Source organism: Paraburkholderia sp. BL6665CI2N2 (genome assembly GCF_004366535.1).
Taxonomy (GTDB): domain Bacteria; phylum Pseudomonadota; class Gammaproteobacteria; order Burkholderiales; family Burkholderiaceae; genus Paraburkholderia.
The window spans coordinates 6863971-6889162 of the sequence record NZ_SORC01000001.1 but is presented as its reverse complement, the minus strand read 5'-3'; the positions used below and the strand labels follow the sequence as shown (position 1 = coordinate 6889162).

Sequence of the window (25192 nt, the reverse complement as noted above, 5' to 3'; positions counted from 1 at the left end):
TTGGCTTGCCCGAATGCCCTGATCAATAGCGGGCGCGGGCTACGCAGCGCCCGGTTGGCTTGAGGTCTTTATCCGCAACACAGCTAGACCGCCTCGCATACCACCGCGAACTTCAACAACTGCGTGGGCCCGAACGCATTGCTGAGCGCGACGTCGGCGGCGTCGCGGCCGCGTGCCATCAGCACACGTCCCGTGCGCGGCGCGTTGTTGCGCGGGTCGAAGGTTTGCCAGCATCCGCCGATGTAGGCCTCGAACCATGCGGCGAAGTCCATCGTCGCGTACGGCGGCGGCAGGCCGACGTCGCTGATATAGCCCGTGCAATAACGCGCTGGGATATTCATGGCGCGGCATAGCGCCACGGCCAGATGCGCGAAGTCGCGGCACACGCCTTTGCGCTCCTGCCACGCCTGCCAGGCGGTCTTGGTCGGCCGTGCAAAGTCGTAGCCGAACACGATGTGGTTGTGCACGTAGTCGCAGATCGCATCCACGCGCCCGCGGCCGAGCGGCAGCTTGCCGAAGGTCTGCCACGCGAATTCGGAGAGCAGATCGGTTTCGCAATAGCGGCTGCCGAGCAGAAAGACCAGCGTATCGTCGGGCAGCATTTCCACCGGATGCTGTTCGGTGTACGGCGGCCGCATCTCCGGCTCGGACGACACCTCCAGCACCGCGCTCGTCGAAAAAGAGATTTTTCCCGGCGGCGCCACCAGCCGGCTGCACAGATTGCCGAACGAGTCGCGATACTGCCTGATCGGCACCGGCGGATCGACCACCAGCACATCAGGATTCAGCACCTCTTTCGCGTGCGAATAGTGGGTGTTCAACATCAGCAACATCGGCGTCGGTTGCACGCACTCATAGACCAGCTCGTAGCCAACGCGCAATTTCATCGCAGCGCCCTTTTCCAGTTGAAACATTCAATTGACGCGCACGGCGAGCCGCCCGCAGCGTCACTCCCGCAAACACGTTTCGATTCGACGCGCCGTGATTTTCGGCGCGCGTTCATTCGTCTTATTCGCGTTGCTTGGCGGTCATTCGCCTTCGGTCACGCTCACGTCCACCTGCAAGCCGCGAAACGAATGCGGCGCGCCATGCCACGTGCCCCACAACGGCAGCGCCTGATAGGCGTTCCACGCCACCGCCACGCGAATCAGATGGCGATTGCCGACGATGCTATTGGTCGGATCGAAATCGACCCAGCCGGCGCCGGGCAAATAAATCTGCAACCACGCGTGCGTCGCGCCGCCGCCTTGCGTGGCGTCGTGCTCGGGCACGAACAGATAGCCGCTCACGAAGCGCGCCGCGAGGCCGAGCGAGCGCACCGCGTCCATCATCAGCACGGCAAAATCGCGACAACTGCCGCTGCGGCTGCGCAATGTGTCGCCGGGACGGTTCACGCCTTTTTCCGTGCGGCGCACATAGAAAAACGTGCTCTTGATTTCGAGCGTCATGGCACGCAGCAGCGCCATCGTGCCGCCACTGCCCGCGCTGCTTTTGCCACCTTTGCCGCCGGTCTTCGCAGAACTGCCCAAGATCGGCACGAAGCGGCGCGCCCATTCGTCCACGTCGCTGTCCGGATACTGGCGGCTGCGCGCGTTCACGAGATCTGAAGCTTCCTCGTTGGTGTACGCGAACGGCCAGTTCACCGCATACGGCTCGAGCGCATAATCGGGCATGGGCGCTTCGAAGTGCTCGAGTGTCACTTCGCTGTCGAAGCGCAATTCGCTCGCCTTGCCCGCGAAACTTGCGACCGCCACCGAGTTGTCGAACACGTCGTGCAGCCAATGCAGCCGCGACGGCTCGGGCGTGATCACCAGCTTGTTCGTGACGAGCCGCAGATCGTGGCTCGCGCGCGGCCGGAACATCATGCGATGTTCGCCGAAGCGCACGGGTTCCGAGTAACGGTAGACGCTGACGTGGCGCACCGTGAAACGCTGCGGCTCATTCATCCGACCGCCCGATGGATGCCGCCGGGTTCATCGTGTCCATCGCGTTCGCGCTTGTAAAAAGCCGCTGCCGCTGCGGACAAAAAGCGCGCGGCGCGGTTTTGATCTTCAATGAGCCACGGCCGGGTTGCGGTGTGGTCGAGTGCTCTCAAACAGAAACTGACGGGTTGAGCATACACCCGCCATATTGGTTGAAAGTACTCATTTGGCCGCGGCATCGCGCGGGGAAGTTATCAACAGAATCTGTTCGCAAATCTGTGCATAACTATCCGGCAAAAAGCGCAAGCCGTTGATGCGATTGCCGTTTCTGCCGCGACGCCGAAGTTAGGCAGTGCATGCACCCGGCGCGCGTCATTCGCGCACTGTGCCGCGCGCCGCGTCGTCGGCAACGTGCGCGTGACGGGCCTCTTCGCGCCACCGCTGACGCGAGCGAACCATTCTGCGCACCGCGAGCCGTGCCATCTTGACCCAGCCCGAAGGCCGCGGGTCGGCCAGCATGCTCAGCGCACGCGCGTAGTCGAGCGTGAGGCCGGGCGTCCACGCCATCGTCGCGGCTCGCTTGCGCACTTGCGCGGCGACCCACAGTTCCGGCGTCGAGATCACGCGCAAAAACGGCTGCCAGCCGCCGAGATTGCCCCACACGCGCGACGAGGCGCCTTCGATCGCGGCTTCCAGCGCGCGCGAGACGCTGCTCGAACAGTTGCGGTGCGTGAGGTTGTAAGTCGTGTCCTGCCGATATGTCTCCCAGAAGCGGCTCAGGCGAACCGGATCGTAGTTGCGGATGCGCACCTGAACCGTCGACGGGCACCACGCTTTCGCTTCGGTCGGGTAATCGGGCTGGAATAGCCCCGGCATGTCGTTCTCGCGCGTGGCACGCAGCAGTCGCGCGAAATCGTCCGGCGAACGATCGATCTCGACGCCGGGATACAGGCTGATATAGACGCCCTCGGGCGATTCGAGCGCGGCATGGCCGGTCGATATCACGCCGTTGCGATCCACCGCCGCGATATAGCGATCCACGATCAATTGCCGGCGCGCCTCGCCCTTGGCCGAACCGACCGGCGTCCACACATGCACGGTCAACGCGGCTTCGTCGGCGGCCGGCGGGCCGTCCCATTCGTGCGCGATCAGACGGCTGGCGGCCAGCGCGCTCGCGGCGGCAATGCCGGCGTCGGCCGCGGAGTCGCCGGCGGCGACCGCCGGGTTCGACGCGAGCCGCCGCACCCGCGTGCTCAGCAGGATCATGTTCCATCCGCCAAAGATCAGCCCAAGTCCGACACAGTACGGCACCGTGCCCACGTAGTGGGTCGGATAGGGTTGATAGAAGAAAATCGCCAGCGCGATTTCGACGGCGCCGCCGATCATCGCGAGCCGCCATGTGCGAAAGCGGACCACTCTTGCCGCGACGATCTGCAGGAGGCCATCGGCGAAAAAGAGCGTGCCGAAGATCATCGACAGAATGAAATTGCCATGCTCGTGGCCAATCAGAATCAGCGCCGCGGCAGTGGTGAACGCGATGCCCTTCACATAGCGCAGCGTGCGTTGCCCGCCCATGCCGGTCCAGGCGACGGCCAGCGTGGCAAGGCCTTCGAGCAACAGCAACGAGACGAACGGGGTGATGGGAAAATAGAGCGCGCTATCGAGCGCGTCGGTGAACACGAACACGCCGAGCAGAAAACTGATGTAACCGGCGATCCGCAACGATCGCCAGCGCGTGCGCAGATAATCGACGCCCAACAGAATCATGACCAGACGAACCATCGCGAGTCCTCCGTTACTGATGCGTTCTGCTGATCGCCATCTTAACCACTTTGGCGGCGCGGGCGCGCGAGGCTCCGGCGTGACCCACGAAGCGACAGCGCACATTTGCCACGTCTCGCTCGTGCATCTTTGTGCCGCTCATGCCGATGCGCTTTCGCGCCCAGATCGATCGGCCACAAAAAAGGCCGGCGCGGAAATGACTTCAACGCGCCGGCCCGCAATCAGGCAAAAAACCAGAAACCGCTTACGCCGCCCTGGCTTGGGGCATCGCCTCACCGCCCTGCTCGCCACCCAACGCATCGAGCAGATTGCTCAGCATGCGGTCGAGCTCGGCGGTCATTAGCGTGACGTCGGAGTCGAAGCGTTCGTCGTCGTTTTGCGCGGTGGGGTCGCTCGCTTCCTTCAGCACGTCGAGCGGCGCGATGCGCTTGATCGTCAGCGAGGGCGTCAGCACGAACGACACGCGGTCGTTCCACGTCATCGCGAGACGCATGCAGTGCTTGCCGGCTTCGATATGACGGCGCATATCTTCGGCATCCAAAGTATGTCCCACATAGCGCACGGTCGCGTTGCCTTCGGTGGGCGAACGCAACTCGGTGTCCTGGTCGAGCGTGAAGCCGGCGGGGCCCTCGCCTGACAGCAGCCATTCGGTCATGGCCGCGACCGGCGAATGCGTGACGCGCACCGTGCCGAGCGGCAATTGATCGATCGACTTGACGAGCAGGCCGCGCACTTCATCGGCGACTGCTTGCGAAGCCGCGTCGATCACGAGCCAGCCGTTCTTGCAATCGATCCACACGCGCGTGTCGCGACGAATGCTGAAAGCGCGCGGCAACAGTTCGTCGGTGACCTGTTCCTTGAGTTCGCGCATCTGCTTGCGGCCGGGTTTGAAGCCCTGCTGATCTTCGAGTTCGAGCGCGCGCTCCTTGGTCACCTGCGTGACGACCGACGCCGGCAGCAGTTTCTTTTCGGCACGAAACACCAGCAACATCTGGCCATTGAGCGAATAGATCAGCGAGTCGTTATCGCGCGGCGATGCCCAGCCATGGCTTTGCATCTCGACGCTGTTGCCGGGCGCGAACGCGTGCGGCGCGAGCCACTTCTGCATCTGTTCCGGAGTGACGGACCACGGAGCGGGAAGACGGTGAAGCTGAAGGTTTTTGAACCACATGGGCGGAGTCGTGTACGGGCAAAGCGCACCATTCTATCTGACGATAGATGTCGCGTGGTCGGCTGGAAGGACTCTGTTACTTCGTCGCCCAAGCCTTCACGGCGTCGCGATCATTTTCAAATAAAAACAGATAATCCTTTAAGCGAAAGACCGATTATCAAACACGGCCTTACTCCGGAGAATACGCTTCATCCACTTCAACTCTCTCCGGAGCGCACCATGTCCACCTCATCCATCTCGCGAATCGGCCGCCACGTGCTGATCGCCGCGAGCCTCGCTGGCGCCTTGAGCGCCCACGCCGCCAGCGACGCCGACCTGCCCGTGCCGCACCACGTCGCCGTCGCGTCGAACTCGGCGCAAAGCGCCGAAGTCGTGCGAACCGCCCGCCGCTATGCCGCCTTCTGGAATACCGGCGACGAGGCCTACGCGAAGCTCGCACTCTCGCCCGCCTTCATCGACCGCACCTTGCCGGATGGACGCCCGCAAGGTCCTGACGGTCCGCTGCAGGCGTCGAAGGGTTTTCGCGCGGCCGTGCCCGACCTGCACGCGGAAATCGACGATCTCGTGGTGGCCGGCGATCGCGCCTCGGTTCATCTGCATTTCCATGGTCATTTCACCGGGCAGTTCCAGAACCTCAAAGGCAACGGCCAGACCGTCGATTTCCAGGCCTTCGATCTATATCGCGTGAAAGACGGCCGCATTGTCGAAAACTGGCACCTCGAAGACAATCTGACGCTGCTCAAGCAACTCGGCGCCATCAAGCCGTAGTGGTTTAGCCGTAGCCGTTTTGAGCGCGCTTCGCATTGAAATCACCTAGACTTTTTGACAAGCGCGTGACTAGACGGAGGCGGCCATGGCCGATCAAACCGCAGCCTGGCAGATGGTGGAGTACGAGGGATTCGAGATTCACGTAGCGCCGTTTCTGAAGAACCCGCCCAGTGAAGGGCACACGCCGAGCGCGGCGAATCAGCGCTACACGTATATCGGCTACGTTTGCCATCCGGGCGCTGACCCGGCCATTCCCGGCCATGCGGTGCCGTTTCACCCCGACGGCGAAGAGAGCTTTGCCGGCGAGGACGAAGCCGTGTATGAAGCCGTGCACGTGGGCCGCAGCATTGTGGATGGCACGCATCCAGACCTGACAGTGTTGCCGCTGGTGACTGGCGGCGTGTGAATCTCGGGCTTGCGCTTCAGCGAGGCTCCAGCACGCCCGACGGCGAGCCCTGCTTCGCCAGCAGGCGCTCCGCCAGTTCCAGCATCCGCTGATTGGCGCGTGGCGGCGTGAACGTCTCGACTTTTTGCAGCGCGGCTTGCGCGACGCTGCGGCGAAGTTCGGTGTCCGTCAGCAGGCGTTCGATGGCGAGCGCCATGGCGTCCACGTCGCCGATCGGCACCAGCAGGCCGGCCTTGCCACCGTCCAGCATATCTCGCGGACCGGTCGGGCAATCCGTCGACAGCACCGGCGTGCCGAGCGCCATCGCCTCGCCGAGCACCACGGCGCAACCCTCATAGCGGCTGCTCAGCACGAGCATTTCTGCCTGCCGGATATAGGGCAACGGATGGGCGCAGAAGCCAAGAAACTGTACCGATGCACCGATCCCCAGTTGGTCGGCGAGTTGCTCCAGCTCGCGCCGGTCCCGCCCTTCGCCGATCAGAACGAGCGCCGCCTCGCAGCGGCCGCGCTCGCGCAACTGGGCGTAGGCTCGCAACAGGGTCTTGTGGTCCTTCTGACCTTCGTCCAGACGCGCCACGGAAACGATGAACGACTCAGCCGGACGTTCGATCTCCGCGCGCGCGGCCTGCCGCAGCGAGTCGACGTCGATCACATTCGGCAACTCGACAATGTCCATCTCCACGCCGGTTGTCGAAAAGAGTTCCCGTGCCTCGTGCAGCATGGCGGGGATCAGCACGGTGATCGCCGAGTAGCGCGCGTAATGCCGCACGCGCCGGGCGATGTACCGCGCGCTCTTGCCGCCGAGCCGTGCTGCCAGGCTGAAATGGTTGACGCCGAACCAGGGCACATTGCCACTGCCCGCCATATGGCGCAGCGAAAAATCGAAATCGCAAACCAGATCGTGTTGCTTGACCAGATGCCGCATACGCAACGCCAGCAGCGGCCGGATCGCGCCGTAGGTCGACAGCTTGTGCAGTAACTTCTCGCCGGTGCCCAGCTTGCGCCGGCGCGCCGCGTCATGCAGCGCGTACATCCATTTCGACGAGGCGAGCACGTGGACGGGAACGTCTTCGGGAATGGACTGCGCGCGCCAGAACGCCAGGTCGTCGGTCGGATACGCCACCGACAGGCTCGGCGCGAACAGGCGCCGGTCGAGCGTCTTCAGCCAGGCGAGCAACGCGGTCTCGGTGCCGCCTTTGCCGAAATCGTTGATATGAAACAGGATGCGCAGCGGGGTGCGGTCGGCTTCGATAGAGCGGGGGTTCACGTTCGTCATCCTGGTTATTCGCCCAACTTGGCCGTTGGCGCTTCGCGCCGCTGTTCACTGCGTGCCACCGTGGATTGCCCATGTGCGGTCCCGCTCGACGCTGCGCCCGGCGCGCGCGCCTGTTCCGCGCAACCTAGCAGCAGGCCCGCAAAAGCCCAGAATGCCAGCATGGTGGTCTGCCACATGAAGTCGTCGGTCGAATTTTTCGCGATCATACCGGCCACCAGCGCAACGCCCGCGGCGCACTGCCAGGGCTTGACTCGCCGCAGCCGCCAGAAACGCAAAACGAGGCACAGCAACAGCACGGTCTGCAGCACCACGCCGACGAACCCGGTCTGCAACCACGTGTTGATGAACAGGTTGTGCGCATGCGTCAGCGCTTGCGGTTCGACCGCCAGCAAACTGGCCGGCATTTCGCTGCGATAGACGATACCCGGCAGCGGCTTGCCGAAACCCACGCCGATCCACCGGTGGCGCTCGGCCTCGTGGATATAGAACGCCCATAGCTTCGGACGCGTGTCGGCCGATACCGTGTCGCCGATCGCGGAAAGCGAACCCGGCACGTAGACCGGATGACCGTCGATCGCCAGATCGTGCGGCTGCTGCACGGAAGGAGGCAGAGCAGCCGTGCGCAGGCGGGAGCTAAGTTCGAGCGTGCCGACGCCGGCCGCGCCCACCACGGCAATGACCAGCAACGCCAGCGGCAGGCGCCGCCGGTACAGCGGGAACAACGCGACCAGCAGCGTCGCGGCGGCGGCCGGCCAGAAGAACCGGTTGAGCGTTGCGAGGCCAATGAAGAGGCACAGCACGATGCCGCTCGCGCCGATCACGCGCCAACGAGGCCGCAGCATGAAGCCCGCGAACAGCGCCATGGCAAATACCGCGAGCGTGCTGGTGTGGCCGACGCGGTTATAGAAATGCATGGGGAAGGTATTGGCGGTGGGCGGTTGCAAATGCCCCCAGTTGAGCGCGCTGATCACGGCGACCGCCACGCAGGCGATCCAGTTGACAGCCACCACCGGCTCGGGCCGCCGCAGTTGGGTGCCGAATAGCCAGAAGCCCCAGAACGACACCAGCGGATAGAGCACTTCGTCGCACCACGCGTGCAGACTGATCATCGGATACATGGACCACGCGACCGAGGCGAGGCTCCAGCCGGCCCAGCCCGCGATGGGCAGCGCCAGCGGCCAGTGCCGCGGCGAGGGCCGCTCGGGCGACCAGGCCGCCGCCGCCACGCCGAGCGCCATCAGGGCGAGCGCGTTGAAGACGATCGCCGTCATGTGGCCGAACATCACCACGAACAGAATGACCGGACAGGCAACCCAGAACACGCGCTCCACTCGCGCAGCCGTGTGAGTCATTACACTTTCACCAGAACATTTTGCAATGCGTTATATACCGACTCGACCGACAGCCGGCCCATGCAGTCGGCATGGTCGCCGCGCCACGCGACGCAGGTTGTCTCGTTGCGATCACAGCGTCGCACCCATGCTACCTCTCGGCGGAAAATAAAAGGCTGATCGCGGCACGGCATGTCAGCGATCGTAATCGGCACGAAGGGCACCTCGCGCCAATAGCGGCCCGCGCCGTGAATCAGCGCGTTGCCCGGCCCGAACAGCGCGAGCGTGGGCACCCCAATCAGACGCCCCAGATGCGCGACGCCGGTATCGGGACAAACCACGGCTTGCGCGCCGGCAAACAGATGCCACAACTCGCCGAGGCCGAGCCGTGCCGCCAGGTTCGGATGATGCGGGTCCGGGTCGATCGAGCGAATCAGTTCCGCCTCGCCCGGACCGCCGGTCCATACCGGCAGATAGCCGAGTGCTTCCACGCGTTGCGCCAGCTCGCGCCAGCGCGCGTTGGGCCAGCGTTTGACGCTGGTGCTCGCGCCCGGATGCAGCACGACGTAAGGCTGGGTCAGCAGCGACGGCTCGGGCAGCGCCGCGTGTTGCGGCGCGCGCCAGTCGGCCGGGCGATAAGCGCGCGGCGGCGGCCCGTCGATCAGTTCCGTGGCGAGGTCGGCCCAGGCCGCCGCCGTGTCGGGATACGGCACGCTGCGGTTGAGCGGCCAGTTTTTCCAGGCCGGCCGATCGCCCGAGTGTCCGACGATCCAGCGGCAGCCCGCGCCCAGCGCGAGCCAGCTATGACGATTGTCGCCGAGCACCATGCCGAGGTCGTAAGGGCCGGAAAGTAGAACGTCGCGCACGGACTTCGAATCGCGCGGATCGAACGGCAAGGCCGTGACGTCGAAGGGCCGGCCGGCGTACAGCGGCACGATCGCTTTCGGACAGGCGAGAACGATCTGCGACTGAGGGTATTGCTCGCGCAACTTGGCGAGCAACGGCGTGAGCAGCAGCGTGTCGCCCAGCAACAGATGATGCGCAATCAGGATACGGCGCGGATGCCGCGACTCGCGGCGCAGTGGCTTGATCAGCAGTCGCGGGATAGCCCGCGCAAAAATACGAAGACGCCCGGCAAGCCGACTCATAGGCTCATCGGCGCGTGGGTTCCCGCCGCGATCTTGCAGTACGCCGATACTCGGCGTGAGGTCGCGTTCGCCATGCACAATCTCCAGCGGTATTCTTCCCGAAGGCCTCCAGTGCAGCGGCGACGGTCCCGTCACGACGGGCTGGCGCGGCTCGGGACGCGGCGCCTTTGGCCCGCCGCCTGTCCAGGCCGGCATGGAAAGCTCGATGAAATAAAATGGGGCGTTCCGCTCGATTTGAGTTCGAGCGTTGGTAGTTCGAAATTATAACATGTGGCCCTGCCGCCGAACGACGCAAAACCGCGCCAGCAGGGCCGCCCGCGCCTTACACGGCAAGGCAGCGGCGAGTCCTAACGCGCGGCGTCGATCTGCCGCGCCAGCGTCAACAGCGCGCTTGCGTGAGCGGCCACACTTGCGTCGTAAAGCACCGCGTCGCGGGCAAGTTCGGACGGTGCGCGACGTGTGCCGTCGCGATGCGCGCGAACTGCCCGCTCGAGAGTGGCACGCAGGTCGGCGAGGTCGTCCGGCGCGAAAACGAACTTCGCGTGCGGCGCGATCGCATCGCAGCAGCCGATACTCGACGGAAAAATGACCGGCGTGCCGCACATCACCGATTCGATGCCGACCAGGCCAAACGGCTCATACGTCGATGCGAGGATCGTGAAGTCCGCAGCCTGGTAGCACTCCGCGAGCTCTTTCACGTAGCCGATATAGCGCAGCCGTTCGGATGTGCGCGCGGGCGGCCGCCCCGCCACGGCCACCACCACGGGCAGCGACGTGTCACGCAGCGCGGCTTCGATGAGCGGCAAGCCCTTGCGCTCATGGCTGCTCGACGGAAATAACAGGACGATTTCGTTGTCGGCGAAACCATATTTGTGGCGCAACGCGGCGCGCGTGGCGGCGTCGGTCGGCGCGAAACGTGTGGCATCGACGGGCGGATACAGCACGCGAATCTTCGCTTCGTCGACCCCGTACAGCTCGCGCAGTTCGTCGTGCATCAACTGTGAATGCGCCACGACCACTTTCGAGCGCTCGTACTGACGGCGCTCGAGCGCGATCTGCCAGCCGTCCGAAGGCTTCTGCGCGCGCCCCGTGGCCCGCAGAAAACCAAGATGCGTGCCGCCGCAGATCGCCAGCTCCGACGAGTCCACGCGGTTGCAGCCGATCAGCACATCGACCTGCGCCGCGCGCCGCGCCGCGCGCAAGCGCCACGAAAACCAGCGATCGCGCAGTTTGCCCGGCAGGAACGAGACGTTGATACGGTGCGGCTCGACCAGTTTGAATTCGGGCAACGACGCGTCGAAGCGGCGCGCGAAGAAAGCCGGTTCGACGCCGAGCGCGGCGAAGCCACGCACCAGATCCATGGCGTAGCGCTCGAGCCCGCCGCTGTGCCGCAGGGCGTTACTGGAGAGTCCAAGTTTCTTCATTCAGACCGCGCGCGCCTGCGCCTCGTCAAATGTTAAGGGGGAAGTCGTGCGCGGTCCGGGCCAGCGGACCGCGTGAATGGAAAGCCGAATGGCGGATCGACGTGTCGCGCGCGTCAGGCCGTGGTCTGCTGGAACTGGATGCGGTGCAGATGCGCGTACAGCCCGTCTCGCGCCAGCAGTTCACGATGGCTGCCGCTCTCGACGATGCGCCCCGCTTCCATAACGAGAATCCGGTTGGCGCGCTCGATGGTCGAGAGGCGGTGCGCGATGACGAGTGTCGTGCGGCCCTTCATCAAGGTTTCCAGCGCGGCTTGCACGTGCCGCTCGGATTCTGAATCCAGCGCCGAGGTCGCCTCGTCGAGGATCAGGATCGGGGCGTCCTTGTAGATCGCGCGCGCGATTGCCAGGCGCTGCCGCTGGCCGCCCGAGAGCATCAAGCCGTTGTCGCCGACCAATGTGTCGATGCCTTTCGGCATGGCCTCTACGGTGTCCCACAGGTTGGCCGCGCGCAGCGCCGCCTTGACCTTGTCGGGATCGGCGGTTTGGCCGTAGGCGACGTTATTGGCGACCGTGTCGTTGAACAGCACCACGTCCTGGCTCACCATCGCGATCTGGCTGCGCAACGCGTGCAGATCGTATTCGGGGATCGCCACGCCGTCGACCAGAATTTGGCCGGCGGTCGGATCGAAAAAGCGCGGCAGCAGATTCACCAGCGTGGTCTTGCCGCTGCCCGACGGGCCCGCGAGCGCGACCATTTCGCCCGGCGCCACCTTGAACGACACCTGGTCGAGCGTGTGGCGGTTGTGCGTGGCGTTGGCGCTGTAGTTGAACGAGACGCCGCGGAATTCCACTTCACCGCGCGCGCGCTCAAGCGGCTTGCCGCCGCCTGCCGGTTCGGACGGCTCGTCGATCAGACCGAAGATGAGTTCGCACGCCGTCATGCCGCGTTGCAGTGGCTGGTTCACGTCCATCAGATGCTTGAGCGGCGAGATGATCAGCAGCATCGACGTGACGAAGGCGACGAAGCCGCCGACCGTGGTCTGATCCGACGACGACTGCACCACCGCGATCGTGATCACGACGGCGAGCGCAATCGACGCGAGGAACTGCGTCAACGGCTGCGCGAGGCCGCCGGACACGGTCATGCGCATGGCGTAGCCGCGCAGACGCTTGCTCATTGCCTCGAAGCGGTCCATCTCGTACTGCTCGCCGTTGTGCACCTTGACGACCTTGTAGCCGCCCACCGACTCTTCGACGATGTACGAAAGCTCGTTGGTCAGCAACTGATGCTCACGATTCAGACGGCGCAAGCGGCGGTTGATCTTGCCGACCAGCCAGCCGATGGCCGGCAGCAGCACCGCGACGATCAGCGTCAAACGCCAGTTCAGATAGAACAGATAGCCGAGCAGAAAGACAACTGTGAGCGAATCGCGCACCAGCGTGACCAGCACGCTCAGCAGCACGTTGAGAATCTGGTTCACCTCGAAGACGATCGCATTGATGACCGTACTCGCGGTTTCGCGCTGGAAGAACGCAACGCTCGTGTGAATCATGCGGCTGAACATCTTCAGGCGCAGGTCGAGCAGGATCTTGTTCGTCACGTAGGCGAGCAGATAGCCGGACGCGTATTGCGACAGGCTGCGAACCAGGGCGAGACCGATCACCGCGGCCGGCACGAACCACTTGGTCTTGTCGTTGGCGTGCGCGCCGAAGCCCTTGTCCAGCAGAGGCTTGAGCAAGGCGGGGATCGCCGCGTCGGTGGCGGCGCTGACGGCCATCGCGACAATTGCGCCGAGGAGAACCCAGATCAGCGGCTGGATATACGGCCACAGTCGTTTAAAGACGACGGCGGCCGACGACGCCTCGCCTGAACCGATGGGTTTGCTTAACGTTGGCTTCGCGCTCAAGGAATCCTCTGAGAAGGCGGAACGGCAGCCGCGCGGTGGACGGAAAGCCGACCGGGCGGAATATCGAAAAAGAGCATTGTAAACGCTTGGGGGTGAGCGTCGGCGGTTGAGAACCGGCTGTGTATACTCCTCGTGCAACTCGCCTGGCGCATTCCGCTTGCGCGACTTGTTCCGTCATCCCGCCCACCACGCTACTTCAGGTATGCAAGAAACCACCCTCGGCGTCGCCATCATCACCAAAAACGCGGCGGCGCGGCTGGCAGAATGCCTGCAAGCCGTGGCCTTCGCCGATCAGATCGTCGTGATCGACGGCGGCAGCACCGACGGCACCGCCGAGATCGCCCGCGCGCACGGCGCACGCGTGATCGAGCAAACCGATTGGCCGGGCTTCGGCCCGCAAAAGAATCGCGCGGTCGACGCGCTCAGCACAAGCTGGATTCTTTCGATCGATGCCGACGAGATCGTCTCGCCGGAACTGGCCTCCGCGATTCGCGCCGCGATGACGACTCCCACTGCGGAGGTCTACGCGGTGGACCGGCTGTCGAGCTTTTGCGGCCACTGGATTCATCACAGCGGCTGGTATCCGGACTGGATTCCGCGCCTCTTCAAACGCGGCGCCGCGCGATTCTCCGACGACCTGGTGCATGAGCGACTGGTGTTCGACACGCCGGCGCAGCGACTCGACGGCAAGCTGATGCATTACTCCTACGAGGACTTCGAAGGCGTGTTGCGCAAGCTCGACGCATATTCGACGGCGGGCGCCCAGCAACGTCACGCGGCGGGGCAACGCGGCAGCTTTGGCAAGGCGCTCGGGCGCGGCGCGTGGGCGTTCGTGCGGACTTACCTGCTGCGCCGCGGTTTCCTGGACGGCCGCGCCGGTTTTATGATCGCGGTGTTCAATGCGGAGACGGTGTATTACCGGTTTTTGAAGCTGGCGCGGCTGGGGGAGAAGGCGCGGCGGTAGGTTCTGGGACGTAAGCCGCGCCGGCAGCATCACCGATCAATAGACGATCTCGATCGAGCTTCCCGCGAACTCGCCGCGCAACGCTGCGAGCAGTTCGTCGGTCGGCTTCACGCGCCATGCGTCGCCCAGGCGCATTTCACCTTCCGCATTCTGGCTGCGATAGACCACCTGCACGGCGAGCCCGTTCGGAATCTGTACCGCCTGACGCTGGCCACCTCCGCCATAGCCGCCGCCATTACGGCCGCCGCCGTTGCCACCGCCATTTCCCCCACGCGATGATGCCGCCGGCGCCGCGACAGCTTGCGGTTCGTCCTTGCCCGCGCTGTGCGCTTCGAGCACGCGACGCAACGCCAGCGCGTCCGCATTGCCGTTCATCTGCACCTTGACCGCCTCCGCATAACGGCAGCGCGCACGGCCGAGGTCCATGACCGTGTCGACGGTGAAGCGGATGCCGCCCGTGAACGCGTCGTTACGCACCTGGCCTTGCACGACCAGCAGTTCGTCTTCCTTGAACAGCTGCTTGTGCGCCTCGAACGTTTCGTTGAACACCGTGACTTCGCACTGGCCGGTGCCGTCGTCGAGCAACGCGATCAGCATCTTGCCCCGCTGGGTCATCTGCGTGCGCAGCGAGGCGATCACGCCCGCGATCAGCTTGTCGCGCCCTTCCTTCAGTTCGCCGATCTTCTGGCGCACGAAGCGGCGCACTTCGCCCTTGTAGGCGTCGAACAGATGGCCCGACAGGTAGAAGCCGAGCGCGGCCTTCTCTTCCTGCAGCTTCTTCTTTTCCGGCCACTCCGCTTCGTCCACCAGTTCATGACCTTGCGAGGGCGCGTCGCCCATGTCGAACAGACCGGCCTGCAAGGCATTGGCGCTCGCCTGCTCGGCGGCTTCCATGGCGAGCGACACGGACGCGATCAGTTGCGCGCGATTCGCATGCAAGGTGTCGAACGCGCCGGCGCGGATCAAAGCTTCGACCGTGCGGCGATTGACGATGCGGCGGTCGACCCGGTTGCAGAAATCGAAGATGTCGATGAACGGTCCTTCTTCACGCGCGCGCAGGATTTCCTCGATTGCGTTCTGGCCGCTGCCCTTGATTGCGCCAAGGCCGTAACGGATCGTTTTGGAACGCTTGCCGTCAGGCTCGGCAACCGGCTCGAAGCGGTACGCGGACAGATTCACGTCCGGCGGCAACACCGCCATCTTGTTCGTGAGACAGTCTTCGAACAGGATCTTGACCTTGTCCGTGTCGTCCATGGCGAGCGACATATTCGCCGCCATGAATTCCGCCGGATGGTGCGCCTTCAGCCACGCGGTGTAGTACGCGAGCAGCGCATATGCGGCCGCGTGCGACTTGTTGAAGCCGTAGCCCGCGAACTTCTCCATCAAGTCGAAGATTTCGTCCGCTTTTTCCGCGGTCAGACCGTTCTTCGCGGCGCCCTGACGGAACAACTCGCGATGCTCGGCCATTTCTTCGGCCTTCTTCTTACCCATCGCGCGACGCAGCAAGTCGGCGCCACCCAGCGAGTAGCCGCCGATGATCTGCGCCATCTGCATCACCTGCTCCTGGTAGACCATGATGCCGTAGGTCTCTTTCAGAACAGATTCGACGCGCGGATCCGGATACTCCACCACTTCCCGGCCGTGCTTACGCGCGCAGAAGCTCGGAATCAGATCCATTGGGCCCGGACGGTACAACGCGACCAGCGCGATGATGTCCTCGAAGCGGTCAGGCTGCGCGTCTTTCAGCATGCCTTGCATGCCGCGGCTTTCCAGCTGGAACACGGCGACCGTATTCGCTTTCTTCAATATCGAGAACGACGCCGGATCGTCGAGCGGCACCTGCCCGAGCGACCAGTCCTGCTTCGACGGATCGAGACGGCGGATATAGCGCTCGGCCCAGTCGAGAATCGTGAGCGTGGTCAGACCCAAAAAGTCGAACTTCACGAGGCCGACGGCTTCGACGTCGTCCTTGTCGTACTGGCTCACGACGCCGCTTTCATCGCCCTGCGTATATAGCGGGCAGAAATCAGTCAACTTGCCGGGCGCGATCAGCACGCCGCCCGCGTGCATGCCGACGTTACGCGTCAGCCCTTCCACGCGCTGCGCGAGTTCGAGCAGCTGATGCACTTCGTCTTCGTTGTCGAAACGCTCCTGCAGGAGCGGCTCTTCCTTCATCGCGTCGGCAATCGTGACGTGCTTGCCCGGCTTGAACGGAATCAGTTTGGCAATGCCGTCCGTGAACATGTAGCCGAGGTCGAGCACCCGCCCGATGTCGCGCACCGCCGCCTTTGCCGCCATCGTGCCGAAGGTGGCGATCTGCGACACGGCGTCCGCACCGTACTTTTCCTTCACGTACTGGATCACGCGATCGCGGCCGTGCTGGCAGAAGTCGATGTCGAAGTCGGGCATGGACACCCGCTCCGGATTCAGGAAACGTTCGAACAGCAGGTTGTAGCGCAGCGGATCGAGGTCGGTCACGCCGAGCGCGTACGCGACCAGCGAACCCGCGCCCGAGCCGCGGCCCGGTCCGACCGGCACGCCGTTGTTCTTGGCCCAGTTGATGAAGTCCGCCACAATCAGGAAGTAGCCGGGAAAGCCCATCTTGATGATCGTGCCGCACTCGAATTCGAGGCGCGCGTAATACGTTTCGCGTTGCGCTTCGCGCTCGGCCGCGTCGGGATATAACTGCTCGAGACGCTTTTCGAGCCCCTCTTTCGACAGCTGCACGAGGTAGTCGTCGAGCGACATGCCGTCGGGCGTCGGGAACAGCGGCAGCTTGGGTTTGCCGAGTTCGAGCGTGAGGTTGCAACGCTTGGCGATTTCAACCGAGTTGGCGAGCGCCGACGGAATGTCCGCGAACAGCGCCGCCATCTCTTCCTGCGTGCGGAAGTACTGCTCGGACGTAAAGCGCTTTGAGCGGCGCGGATTCGCCAGAATGTCGCCTTCGGAAATGCACACGCGCGCTTCGTGCGCGGTGAAGTCGTCCGGCGTCATGAACTGCATGGGGTGTGTGGCGACCACCGGCAATTTCAGCGACGCCGCGAGCGCGACCGCCTGCTGCACATACTGCTCGCCGCCGGGCAGACCACAGCGCTGCAACTCGATATAGAAGCCGCCCGGGAACACTTTCGCCCAATGCAACGCGTTGCGCTTTGCCGCTTCTTCGTTGCCCGCCGCGAGCGCGAGACCGATGTCGCCCTGCTGCGCGCCGGACAAAGCGAGCAGCCCTTCGCCGAGACCGGATTCCAGCCAGCTCGCCTCGACCTCTGCGCGGCCGCGATACTGATTCGTGAGCGAGGCCTTGCTGAGCAGTTCGCACAGATTCAGATAGCCGCGCCGGTCTTTCACTAGCAGCAGTAAACGGGAAGGCTTGTCACGGTCGTCCGGATTGGTGATCCAGACGTCGCAGCCGGCAATGGGTTTGACCCCTTTGCCGCGGGCTTCCTTGTAGAAACGGACGAGGCCGAAGGCGTTGCCGAGATCGGTGAGGGCGAGCGCGCCCTGACCGTCTTTGGCAGCGGCCTTGACGATGTCGTCAAGACGCACGATGCCGTCGGCAATCGAGAATTCGGAGTGAACGCGGAGATGAACGAAGCGGGGATCTGACATGGGCGACATTGTAACTCCACCCTTCCGGAGTTTTCAGGCCAAAGCAGCGCGTTAGCCGATGGGCTTAGGACACATACTGGCAAGCCGCTTGCACAGGCGCTTCTACGTTGGCCGGGCACGCGAGCGGACGCTCGCGCAGAGCGAATCGACAGCAAGTTGACGAACGATTTGCGCTACCGCAAACCCTTGCCCATTCGGCCGAGTCGGGTAAAGCGCCGGGTTGAGGGATAATACGGGTTTCGCCCTATTCGAGGTGGCCGCGCCGCATGGCGTTTGAAGGCGGGCAGCCCAATGCGCCCCGTTTTCCGCGAGGCCGGTCACTTCTTACCGCTGGACACTCATGAGTATCGTTAATCTCTCTTCGTATCATTTCGCGACTATCGAAGACACCGCTGCATGGCGCCCGTTCGTCACGGAACGCTGCAATGCGCTCGGCCTGAAGGGCACCATTCTGCTCGCGCCGGAAGGCATTAACCTGTTCGTCGCCGGCACGCGCGAAAACACCGACGCCTTCATCCACTACATTCGCCACGACGCGCTGTTCGAAGGCAAGTTCGTGAATCTGCAGTTCAAGGAAAGCCTGTCGGACAAGCAGCCGTTCACCCGTATGCTGGTCAAGCTCAAGCGCGAGATCATCACGATGAAGAAGCCGGCCATCCGGCCGGAACTCGGCCGCGCGCCGTTCGTCGACGCGCCCACGCTGAAAAACTGGCTGGACCGCGGTCACGACGACCAGGGCCGTCCAGTCGTGATGCTCGACACGCGCAACGCGTTCGAGGTCGACGTCGGCACATTCGACAACGCGCTCGATTACCGCATTACGAAATTCAGCGAGTTTCCCGAAGTGATCGAGCACAATCGCGCGGACCTGGAAGGCAAGACGGTCGTGTCGTTCTGCACGGGTGGGATTCGCTGCGAGAAGGCCGCGATCCACATGAAGGAAGTCGGCATCGAGAACGTATACCAACTCGAAGGCGGCATTCTGAAGTACTTCGAGGAAGTGGGCGGCGCGCATTATCACGGCGACTGCTTCGTATTCGACTACCGCACCGCGCTCAATCCGCAGCTCGAGCCTAGCAAGACCACGCAATGCTTCGGCTGCCGCGCGGTGGTCCCGCCGCAAGCGCAAGAATCGCCGCTGTACGTGGCGGGCAAGACGTGTCCGGAATGCCATCCGGACGGCAAGGCGGCGCGCGCCGCGTGATGGCGGCGGCGTACCACGCCACCACTGGCCCATGACCTATCGCGGACGTTTCGCGCCCTCGCCCACCGGGCCATTGCACTTCGGCTCGCTGGTCAGCGCGCTCGCAAGCTGGCTGGACGCACGTGCTCATCGCGGCGCATGGCTCGTTCGCGTTGAAGACATCGACGGCCCGCGCACAGTGCCCGGCGCCGCGGAAGACATCCTCGCCACGCTCCAACGCTTCGGCATGCATGCGGATGAACCGCCTGCCTGGCAAAGCACGCGGATGGCGCGCTATCAGGAAGCGCTGGAGCAATTGAAAGCGACGGGCGTGATTTATCCATGTGGCTGCACGCGCAAGGAAATCGCCGACTCGCTGCTCAACGCGCACACGCGCAATACGACGCTCGCCTATCCCGGCACCTGCCGCAACGGCCTGCACGGCAAACCGGCGCGCGCATGGCGCTTGCGCGTGCCGGACGGCAACCCGGCGATCATCACGTTCGAAGACCGCTGGCAAGGCAAACAGACTCAAAATCTGGCCACCGAGGTCGGCGACTTCGTGCTGAAGCGCGCGGACGACCAATGGGCGTATCAACTGGCGGTGGTCGTCGACGACGCGGACGCGGGCATCACGCACATCGTGCGCGGCGCGGATTTGATGGATTCAACGGCCAGGCAGATCTATTTGCAGCGCTGCCTGGCCGTGCCGACACCCGAATATCTGCATGTGCCCGTCGTCACGAATGAGGAGGGCGAAAAACTCAGCAAGCAGAACGGAGCCACAGCACTGGACCATGACAAGCCGCTTGAAGCGCTGAGCGCCGCGGCACGGCATCTTGGGCTCGATCTGGGAAACGCTGCGACCTATACGACGCTAGACGGCTTTTATGCTGCCGCCACGGCAGCATGGTCAAAACGGATGGGCTTACCGAAAGCGTGAACGCGATTCGCGTCTGAAAATCTTGCCGTGCGCGGCCCGCATTGCGCAAACCGGCTGCGGCAACCGGCACGGCGTGCGGTGCGGCGTAAGTATTCGACACGCTTCAAATTTTGCCGCGCTTCAAACGGCGCCCTGCTTGCGCCCGAGCCCGGTCCCTTGAGATAAACCGAGCCGCAAGCAGCGAACTACAAATCAGGTAGACGAGGACGACTTCCGCGGCATCCCAAACCCGCCCAGCAGCGCTGCCAGCGGCTGCTTGGACGCCGCCTTCTGCGGCGCGGCGGAAGCAGCGGCCTCCTCGATCTTGCGAACCGAAGAAGGCGACGGCTCATAAGGCTTCAGGAAGAAATCATCCACGGGCTGCGCGCGATGATGATGCGGCCGGTCGTACGAACCCGACGACGACGCACCCGTGCGCCGACGGCTGCCGCGATCCTCACGGCCCTCGCTGCTGCGCTCGCGACGCGGCGCCCGTTCTTCATGGTGATGCCGCACCGGCGCTTCCACCGTCAGGCGTTGCACATCCAGCGGACGCTTGATCAGCTTCTCGATATCGGCCAACTGCTTGCGCTCATTCGGACTGCACAGCGACAACGCATCGCCCGAAGCACCCGCGCGGCCGGTACGGCCGATCCGGTGCACGTAGTCTTCCGCATTGAACGGCAGATCGAAGTTGATCACCGCCGGCAATTCGGCGATATCCAGGCCGCGCGCGGCGACGTCCGTTGCCACCAGCGCTTCGATCTCGCCGCGCTTGAACGCGTCGAGCGCCTGCATCCGCTCATTCTGCGTGCGGTCGCCGTGAATCGCGGTCGCGACCACGCCGTCGCGCTCGAGGCTGCGCGCCAGGCGGCTCGCGCCGATCTTGCTGTTGCAGAACACGATCACCTGCTTGAGACCGCGTTCGCGAATCAGTTGCACGACCGCACCGGTCTTGTCGCCCTCGGCGACTTCGTACACGACCTGCGTCACGTTGGTTGCGGTCGAGTTGCTGCGCGCGACTTCGATGGTCTGCGGGTCACGCAGATACGTGGCGGCAAGCTTCTTGATTTCGCCCGAGAACGTGGCCGAAAACAGCAGGGTCTGACGTTCTTTCGGCAGCAGGTTCAGGATGCGCTGCAGATCCGGCAGGAAGCCCATGTCGAGCATGCGGTCGGCTTCGTCGAGCACGAGGATCTGCACCTGGCCGAGATTGGCCGTTTTCTGTTGCACGTGATCGAGCAGACGGCCCGGCGTGGCGATCAGAATCTCGACGCCGCGGCGCAGTTGCTCGGATTGCGGATTCATATCCACGCCGCCGAACACCACCGCGCTGCGCAGCGCGGTGTGCTTCGCGTACGCCTGCACGTTCGCGGCGACCTGGTCGGCCAGTTCGCGGGTCGGCGTGAGGATCAGCGCGCGCACCGGGTGACGCGCGGGCGAAGCGCTCGTGCTGGCCTGCGGCAGCAAACGCTGGATGATCGGCAGCGAGAAGCTCGCGGTCTTGCCGGTACCGGTTTGCGCGGCGCCCATCATGTCACGGCCGGCCAGCACGACAGGGATCGCTTGCTCCTGGATCGGCGTGGGGATGGTGTAGCCCGACTCTTTGACGGCTTTCAGGATGTCGGGCGCGAGGCCGAATTGATCAAAAGTCGCAGTACTGGGCGTGACGGCTGTGTCGGACATGGTGGCTTTCGCTAAAAATGCGCTTCGCGCGTGCGCGCGGCAGCGGTCGGAACCGCAGAGGGCATTGTGATGAAGGCGGAGCCACGGCGTTCCGCACGGGACCCGTTGGTACTGTCGGTACGGCGGGAAAAATTGCGGCCGGCTCCGGCCGGCGGAAACACCCGCCGGAAAGGCCGGTATTGTAGCACTTCAGCAAAAACACTCATGGCGCATGCGGCGGCTTTCTGCTTACGCCCGCGAAAGCCAGCCGCCGAGACGCTCCGCAGCCGCCGGAGAATCGCGGCAAAGCCATGGTGCGCCCCGCTCGCAGCGTAGTTCGTGGGGACGACAGTTGTGTGACAGCGTGTGGGTTCGGCGCCTCACCACGTCTCGCGCATCACCATCAAGCGCAGCTCGGTCATGTCCTCGATCGCGTAGCGCACGCCTTCCCGCCCTAGCCCGGAATCCTTCACGCCGCCATACGGCATGTTGTCGACCCGGAACGAGGGCACGTCGTTGATCACCACGCCGCCCACGTCGAGTTCGTCCCACGCGCGATGCGCATGCGCGAGCGAATCCGTGAACACGCCCGCTTGCAGCCCGAAATCGCTGTCGTTGACGGTTGCGAGCGCGGCGCCGAAATCGTCGAAGCGCTCCAGGATCGCCACCGGCCCGAAAGCTTCCTTGCGATACAGATCCGTGTCGCGTTTCACGCCTTCGAGCAGCGTGGCCTCGAACATCGCGCCGTCCACCTTGCCGCCCGCGATGATCTTCGCGCCCGCCTGCACCGCGCTTTCCATCCAGCCGGCGAGGCGTTTGGACTCCGATTCGGAGATCATCGGCCCGACGAAGGTCTTCTCGTCTTTCGGATCGCCCATCACCAGCGTCTTCGTCTTCGCGATCAGCTTCTCGCGCAGCGCATCGTAGACCTTTGCATGGACCAGAATCCGCTGCACGCCGATACAGCTCTGCCCTGACTGGTAGAACGCGCCGAACGCGAGCCGGTCGACCACATAGTCGAGCTTGTCGCCCTGATCGCCGTCGACGATCGCGGCCGCGTTGCCGCCCAGCTCCAGGATCACCTTCTTCTTACCGGCTTTCTTCTTCAGATCCCAGCCCACCGCGGGCGAACCGGTGAAGGACAGCAATTTGAAGCGCTCGTCGGTGGTGAACAGATCGGCGCCGTCGCGATGGGCGGGAAGAATCGAGAACGCGCCTTTCGGCAAATCGGTTTCCGCCAGAATCTCGCCCATGATGAGCGCGCCAACCGGCGTGCGGCTCGCCGGCTTCAATACGAACGGCACGCCCGCCGCGATGGCCGGCGCGACCTTGTGGGCGGTCAGGTTCAACGGAAAATTGAACGGCGAAATAAACGAACACGGGCCGATCGGCACACGCTTCACATAGCCGTGATAACCCTTGGCGCGCGGCGATATCTCCAGATTGACAATCTCGCCGTCGATGCGCACCGATTCCTCCGCCGCCACCTTGAACGTATCGATCAGGCGCGTGACCTCGCCTTTCGAGTCGTTGATCGGCTTGCCGGCTTCGATGCACAGCGCAAGCGCCAGCTCGTCGTAGCGCTCACGAAAGCGCTTCACGCAATGTTCGAGCACCGCCTGGCGCTTGAACGGCGGAAAGGCGCGCAAAGCGGGCATGGCGTCGACGGCATGGCCGATCGCTTTGTCGATCGCGGCGGCGTCGGCCATCGCGACGCGGGTCGCGACTTCGCCGCTGAATTTATCGGTGACTTCCAGGTCGGTGTTGGCGGCCACCGCAACGTTCGCCAGGTAGTACGGGTAAGTCTTCTGCAACATGACGCGTCTCCTTGATCCGATGCCTTCACAATTGCGCCGAAAGCCGCTTGATTTCGCGATTCAGCACGCGCTCGTTGTCCGAATAGTCGATCGGCAGATCGATCACATGCACGCCGGGCGTCGCGAAACATTCGCGCAGCAGCGGCGCGAATTCCCCCGCCGTTTCGATGCGGTGCCCCTTCGCCCCGTAGCTCTCGGCATACGCGACGAAATCCGGATTGCTCAGCGTCATGCCGTAGTCCGGGAAGTTCATGTTTTCCTGCTTCCAGCGGATCATGCCGAAGGCGTCGTCGCGCACGATCAGGATCACCAGATCCAGTTTCAGACGCACCGCCGTTTCCAGTTCCTGCGAGTTCATCATGAAGCCGCCGTCGCCGCACACGGCCATGACCTTGCGGTCCGGGTGCACGATTTTGGTGGCGATCGCGGACGGCAAGCCCGCGCCCATCGACGCCAGCGCGTTGTCGAGCAGCAGCGAATTCGGTTCGTGCGCGCGGTAGTAGCGGGCGAACCAGATCTTGTACATGCCGTTATCCAGACACACGATGCCGTCCACCGGCGTGGTCTCGTACACGTCGTTGACCACGCGCACCGGATACATGGGAAAGCGGTCGTCGTGCTGGCCTTTGGCCAGATGCGCCTCGAAGTGCTCCTTGATTTCCTTGAAGCGCGTGAAGTCCCAATGCTCCTGCCGCTCCTTGAGGCTTTCCTTGAGTTGCCACACCGCGTTGGCGATATCGCCGACCACTTCGATCTGCGGGAAGTACACGGTGTCCACTTCCGCGCCGAGAAAGTTGACGTGAATCACCGTTTTCTCGCCCGCGTCGCCGCTGCGCATGAAAAACGGCGGCTTCTCGATCACGTCGTGACCGACGTTGATGATGCAGTCCGCGTGGTCGATCGCGCGGTGCACGAAGTCGCCGTCGGAGAGCGTCGCATTGCCCAGCCACATGGGATGCGATTCGTCGATCACGCCCTTGCCCATCTGCGTCGTGAAGAACGGAATGCCGATCTGGTCGACGAACTCGCGCAGCATCTTGGTGGTGGTCTTGCGATTGCCGCCCGCGCCGATCATCAGCAACGGATGCTTTGCACTGGTGATCGCCTCGACCGCGCGCGCCACGGCTTTTTCCTCGGCGACGGGACGGCGGCTGTAGCTCTTCGGAATCGGCTTGCCGTCGCCTTCTTCATGCGCGACGTCTTCGGGCAATTCGAGGTGCGTGGCGCCCGGCCGCTCTTCCTCCGCCTGACGAACCGCTTCGCGCACCATCGCCGGAATATTGGCGATCGATACGATCTGACGCGTGTACTTGGTGAGCGGCTCCATCATGCGCACCACGTCGACGATCTGAAAATGTCCCTGCTTGCTCGACTTGATCGGCTTTTGCCCGGTGACCATCAGCATCGGCATGCCGCCGAGTTGCGCGTAGGCCGCGGCGGTCACGAAGTTGGTCGCGCCCGGCCCGAGGGTGGCCAGACACACTCCCGTGCGCCCGGTGAGACGGCCGTACGTGGCGGCCATAAAGCCAGCCGCCTGTTCGTGACGCGTGAGGATCAGACGGATTTTCGAGCGGCGCAGCGATTCGAGCAGATCGAGATTTTCTTCACCGGGAATGCCGAACACGTACTCGACACCTTCGGCTTCCAGCGATTTGACGAACAGGTCCGATGCTTTCATTGAGGGTCTCGCTTGATGATACGGACGCGGGCCGCGACCCCGTCGCCGGGGCCCGGAAACTGGCGATCAAAAACGGACGATCGAAAACGACGCCGGCAATGCCCGGCATGACTACGATGGCATGACGCGGCGGCACGGCGGCAATGCCATGCGGGACAGCTTACTACTCGAATGGAAACGGTGTGCGCCGACGGACAACGCCGCAAGGCAGGGGGAAAG

General features: G+C 63.8%; 18 protein-coding genes. 5 read left to right on the top strand and 13 right to left on the bottom strand.

What is annotated here, in order from left to right; translation table 11 throughout:
- Positions 1–83: 83 nt before the first annotated feature.
- From B0G81_RS30860 to B0G81_RS30845, 4 genes are all read right to left on the bottom strand, one after another.
- A complete protein-coding gene (locus tag B0G81_RS30860) occupies positions 84–887 on the bottom strand; it encodes a transglutaminase family protein (RefSeq protein WP_106280454.1) in 804 nt (267 codons plus the stop codon).
- A 141-nt stretch (positions 888–1028) separates the two neighbouring features.
- Entirely contained in the window at positions 1029–1946 is a 918-nt protein-coding gene (locus tag B0G81_RS30855) for a transglutaminase family protein (protein WP_134140599.1), read from the bottom strand.
- A gap of 348 nt (positions 1947–2294) precedes the next feature.
- A complete protein-coding gene (locus B0G81_RS30850) occupies positions 2295–3704 on the bottom strand; it encodes a DUF308 domain-containing protein (protein ID WP_134140595.1) in 1410 nt (469 codons plus the stop codon).
- Positions 3705–3948: 244 nt separating this feature from the next.
- The gene (locus B0G81_RS30845) at positions 3949–4875 is read right to left on the bottom strand and encodes a recombination-associated protein RdgC (protein ID WP_134140592.1); all 927 of its coding nucleotides are present in this window, start codon (positions 4873–4875) and stop codon (positions 3949–3951) included.
- A 219-nt stretch (positions 4876–5094) separates the two neighbouring features.
- Between B0G81_RS30845 and B0G81_RS30840 the strand changes: the two genes are divergently transcribed.
- Together B0G81_RS30840 and B0G81_RS30835 are read left to right on the top strand one after the other, a co-directional pair.
- A complete protein-coding gene (locus tag B0G81_RS30840) occupies positions 5095–5643 on the top strand; it encodes an ester cyclase (protein ID WP_134140590.1) in 549 nt (182 codons plus the stop codon).
- 85 nt (positions 5644–5728) lie between these two features.
- A complete protein-coding gene (locus tag B0G81_RS30835) occupies positions 5729–6049 on the top strand; it encodes a hypothetical protein (RefSeq protein WP_106280258.1) in 321 nt (106 codons plus the stop codon).
- A gap of 16 nt (positions 6050–6065) precedes the next feature.
- Here B0G81_RS30835 and B0G81_RS30830 read toward each other — a convergent pair whose 3' ends face one another.
- The 5 genes from B0G81_RS30830 to msbA form a co-directional block, all read right to left on the bottom strand.
- Positions 6066–7325, bottom strand: coding sequence for a glycosyltransferase (locus B0G81_RS30830; protein WP_134140586.1), 1260 nt, complete (start codon positions 7323–7325; stop codon positions 6066–6068).
- Positions 7326–7330: 5 nt separating this feature from the next.
- On the bottom strand, positions 7331–8677 hold the full coding sequence (locus B0G81_RS30825; RefSeq protein ID WP_134140584.1) for an O-antigen ligase family protein: 1347 nt from the start codon (positions 8675–8677) through the stop codon (positions 7331–7333).
- Positions 8677–9804: a glycosyltransferase family 9 protein gene (locus B0G81_RS30820; protein ID WP_134143259.1), complete on the bottom strand. Its 1128-nt coding sequence runs from the start codon at positions 9802–9804 to the stop codon at positions 8677–8679. Before B0G81_RS30820 ends, B0G81_RS30825 begins: the two co-directional genes overlap by 1 nt.
- 347 nt (positions 9805–10151) lie before the next feature.
- The gene (locus B0G81_RS30815; RefSeq protein ID WP_116119382.1) at positions 10152–11228 is read right to left on the bottom strand and encodes a glycosyltransferase family 4 protein; all 1077 of its coding nucleotides are present in this window, start codon (positions 11226–11228) and stop codon (positions 10152–10154) included.
- Positions 11229–11341: 113 nt separating this feature from the next.
- Positions 11342–13135: a lipid A export permease/ATP-binding protein MsbA gene (gene msbA / locus B0G81_RS30810; protein WP_134140581.1), complete on the bottom strand. Its 1794-nt coding sequence runs from the start codon at positions 13133–13135 to the stop codon at positions 11342–11344.
- Between the two features lie 202 nt (positions 13136–13337).
- Here msbA and B0G81_RS30805 point away from each other — a divergent pair, with 202 nt between their 5' ends.
- Positions 13338–14099 carry a glycosyltransferase family 2 protein gene (locus tag B0G81_RS30805; protein WP_116142498.1) on the top strand — a complete coding sequence of 254 codons (762 nt, stop codon included), beginning with the start codon at positions 13338–13340 and terminating at the stop codon, positions 14097–14099.
- A 36-nt stretch (positions 14100–14135) separates the two neighbouring features.
- Here the strand turns inward: B0G81_RS30805 and dnaE are convergent, their stop codons facing one another.
- Positions 14136–17717, bottom strand: coding sequence for a DNA polymerase III subunit alpha (gene dnaE, locus B0G81_RS30800; protein ID WP_134140579.1), 3582 nt, complete (start codon positions 17715–17717; stop codon positions 14136–14138).
- A gap of 331 nt (positions 17718–18048) precedes the next feature.
- Between dnaE and B0G81_RS30795 the strand changes: the two genes are divergently transcribed.
- Both B0G81_RS30795 and gluQRS read left to right on the top strand, forming a co-directional pair.
- Positions 18049–18912, top strand: coding sequence for a sulfurtransferase (locus tag B0G81_RS30795; protein ID WP_106280245.1), 864 nt, complete (start codon positions 18049–18051; stop codon positions 18910–18912).
- A 31-nt stretch (positions 18913–18943) separates the two neighbouring features.
- Positions 18944–19834 carry a tRNA glutamyl-Q(34) synthetase GluQRS gene (gene gluQRS, locus B0G81_RS30790; RefSeq protein ID WP_134140577.1) on the top strand — a complete coding sequence of 297 codons (891 nt, stop codon included), beginning with the start codon at positions 18944–18946 and terminating at the stop codon, positions 19832–19834.
- Positions 19835–20026: 192 nt separating this feature from the next.
- Here the strand turns inward: gluQRS and B0G81_RS30785 are convergent, their stop codons facing one another.
- From B0G81_RS30785 to B0G81_RS30770, 3 genes are all read right to left on the bottom strand, one after another.
- A complete protein-coding gene (locus tag B0G81_RS30785; protein WP_116119376.1) occupies positions 20027–21499 on the bottom strand; it encodes a DEAD/DEAH box helicase in 1473 nt (490 codons plus the stop codon).
- A 359-nt stretch (positions 21500–21858) separates the two neighbouring features.
- Positions 21859–23295: an aldehyde dehydrogenase family protein gene (locus tag B0G81_RS30775; protein WP_121306358.1), complete on the bottom strand. Its 1437-nt coding sequence runs from the start codon at positions 23293–23295 to the stop codon at positions 21859–21861.
- 25 nt (positions 23296–23320) lie between these two features.
- Positions 23321–24973 (bottom strand): acetolactate synthase large subunit, encoded by a 1653-nt coding sequence (locus tag B0G81_RS30770; protein WP_106280237.1) that lies wholly within the window; start codon positions 24971–24973, stop codon positions 23321–23323.
- Between the last annotated feature and the right edge of the window lie 219 nt (positions 24974–25192).

Bases quoted from the DNA above. Each gene is read 5' to 3' on its own strand.
- B0G81_RS30860 (WP_106280454.1), bottom strand. From the start codon at position 887: ATGAAATTGCGCGTTGGCTACGAGCTGGTCTATGAGTGCGTGCAACCG.
- B0G81_RS30855 (WP_134140599.1), bottom strand. From the start codon at position 1,946: ATGAATGAGCCGCAGCGTTTCACGGTGCGCCACGTCAGCGTCTACCGT.
- B0G81_RS30850 (WP_134140595.1), bottom strand. From the start codon at position 3,704: ATGGTTCGTCTGGTCATGATTCTGTTGGGCGTCGATTATCTGCGCACG.
- B0G81_RS30845 (WP_134140592.1), bottom strand. From the start codon at position 4,875: ATGTGGTTCAAAAACCTTCAGCTTCACCGTCTTCCCGCTCCGTGGTCC.
- B0G81_RS30840 (WP_134140590.1), top strand. From the start codon at position 5,095: ATGTCCACCTCATCCATCTCGCGAATCGGCCGCCACGTGCTGATCGCC.
- B0G81_RS30835 (WP_106280258.1), top strand. From the start codon at position 5,729: ATGGCCGATCAAACCGCAGCCTGGCAGATGGTGGAGTACGAGGGATTC.
- B0G81_RS30830 (WP_134140586.1), bottom strand. From the start codon at position 7,325: ATGACGAACGTGAACCCCCGCTCTATCGAAGCCGACCGCACCCCGCTG.
- B0G81_RS30825 (WP_134140584.1), bottom strand. From the start codon at position 8,677: ATGACTCACACGGCTGCGCGAGTGGAGCGCGTGTTCTGGGTTGCCTGT.
- B0G81_RS30820 (WP_134143259.1), bottom strand. From the start codon at position 9,804: ATGAGTCGGCTTGCCGGGCGTCTTCGTATTTTTGCGCGGGCTATCCCG.
- B0G81_RS30815 (WP_116119382.1), bottom strand. From the start codon at position 11,228: ATGAAGAAACTTGGACTCTCCAGTAACGCCCTGCGGCACAGCGGCGGG.
- B0G81_RS30805 (WP_116142498.1), top strand. From the start codon at position 13,338: ATGCAAGAAACCACCCTCGGCGTCGCCATCATCACCAAAAACGCGGCG.
- dnaE (WP_134140579.1), bottom strand. From the start codon at position 17,717: ATGTCGCCCATGTCAGATCCCCGCTTCGTTCATCTCCGCGTTCACTCC.
- B0G81_RS30795 (WP_106280245.1), top strand. From the start codon at position 18,049: ATGAGTATCGTTAATCTCTCTTCGTATCATTTCGCGACTATCGAAGAC.
- gluQRS (WP_134140577.1), top strand. From the start codon at position 18,944: ATGACCTATCGCGGACGTTTCGCGCCCTCGCCCACCGGGCCATTGCAC.
- B0G81_RS30785 (WP_116119376.1), bottom strand. From the start codon at position 21,499: ATGTCCGACACAGCCGTCACGCCCAGTACTGCGACTTTTGATCAATTC.
- B0G81_RS30775 (WP_121306358.1), bottom strand. From the start codon at position 23,295: ATGTTGCAGAAGACTTACCCGTACTACCTGGCGAACGTTGCGGTGGCC.
- B0G81_RS30770 (WP_106280237.1), bottom strand. From the start codon at position 24,973: ATGAAAGCATCGGACCTGTTCGTCAAATCGCTGGAAGCCGAAGGTGTC.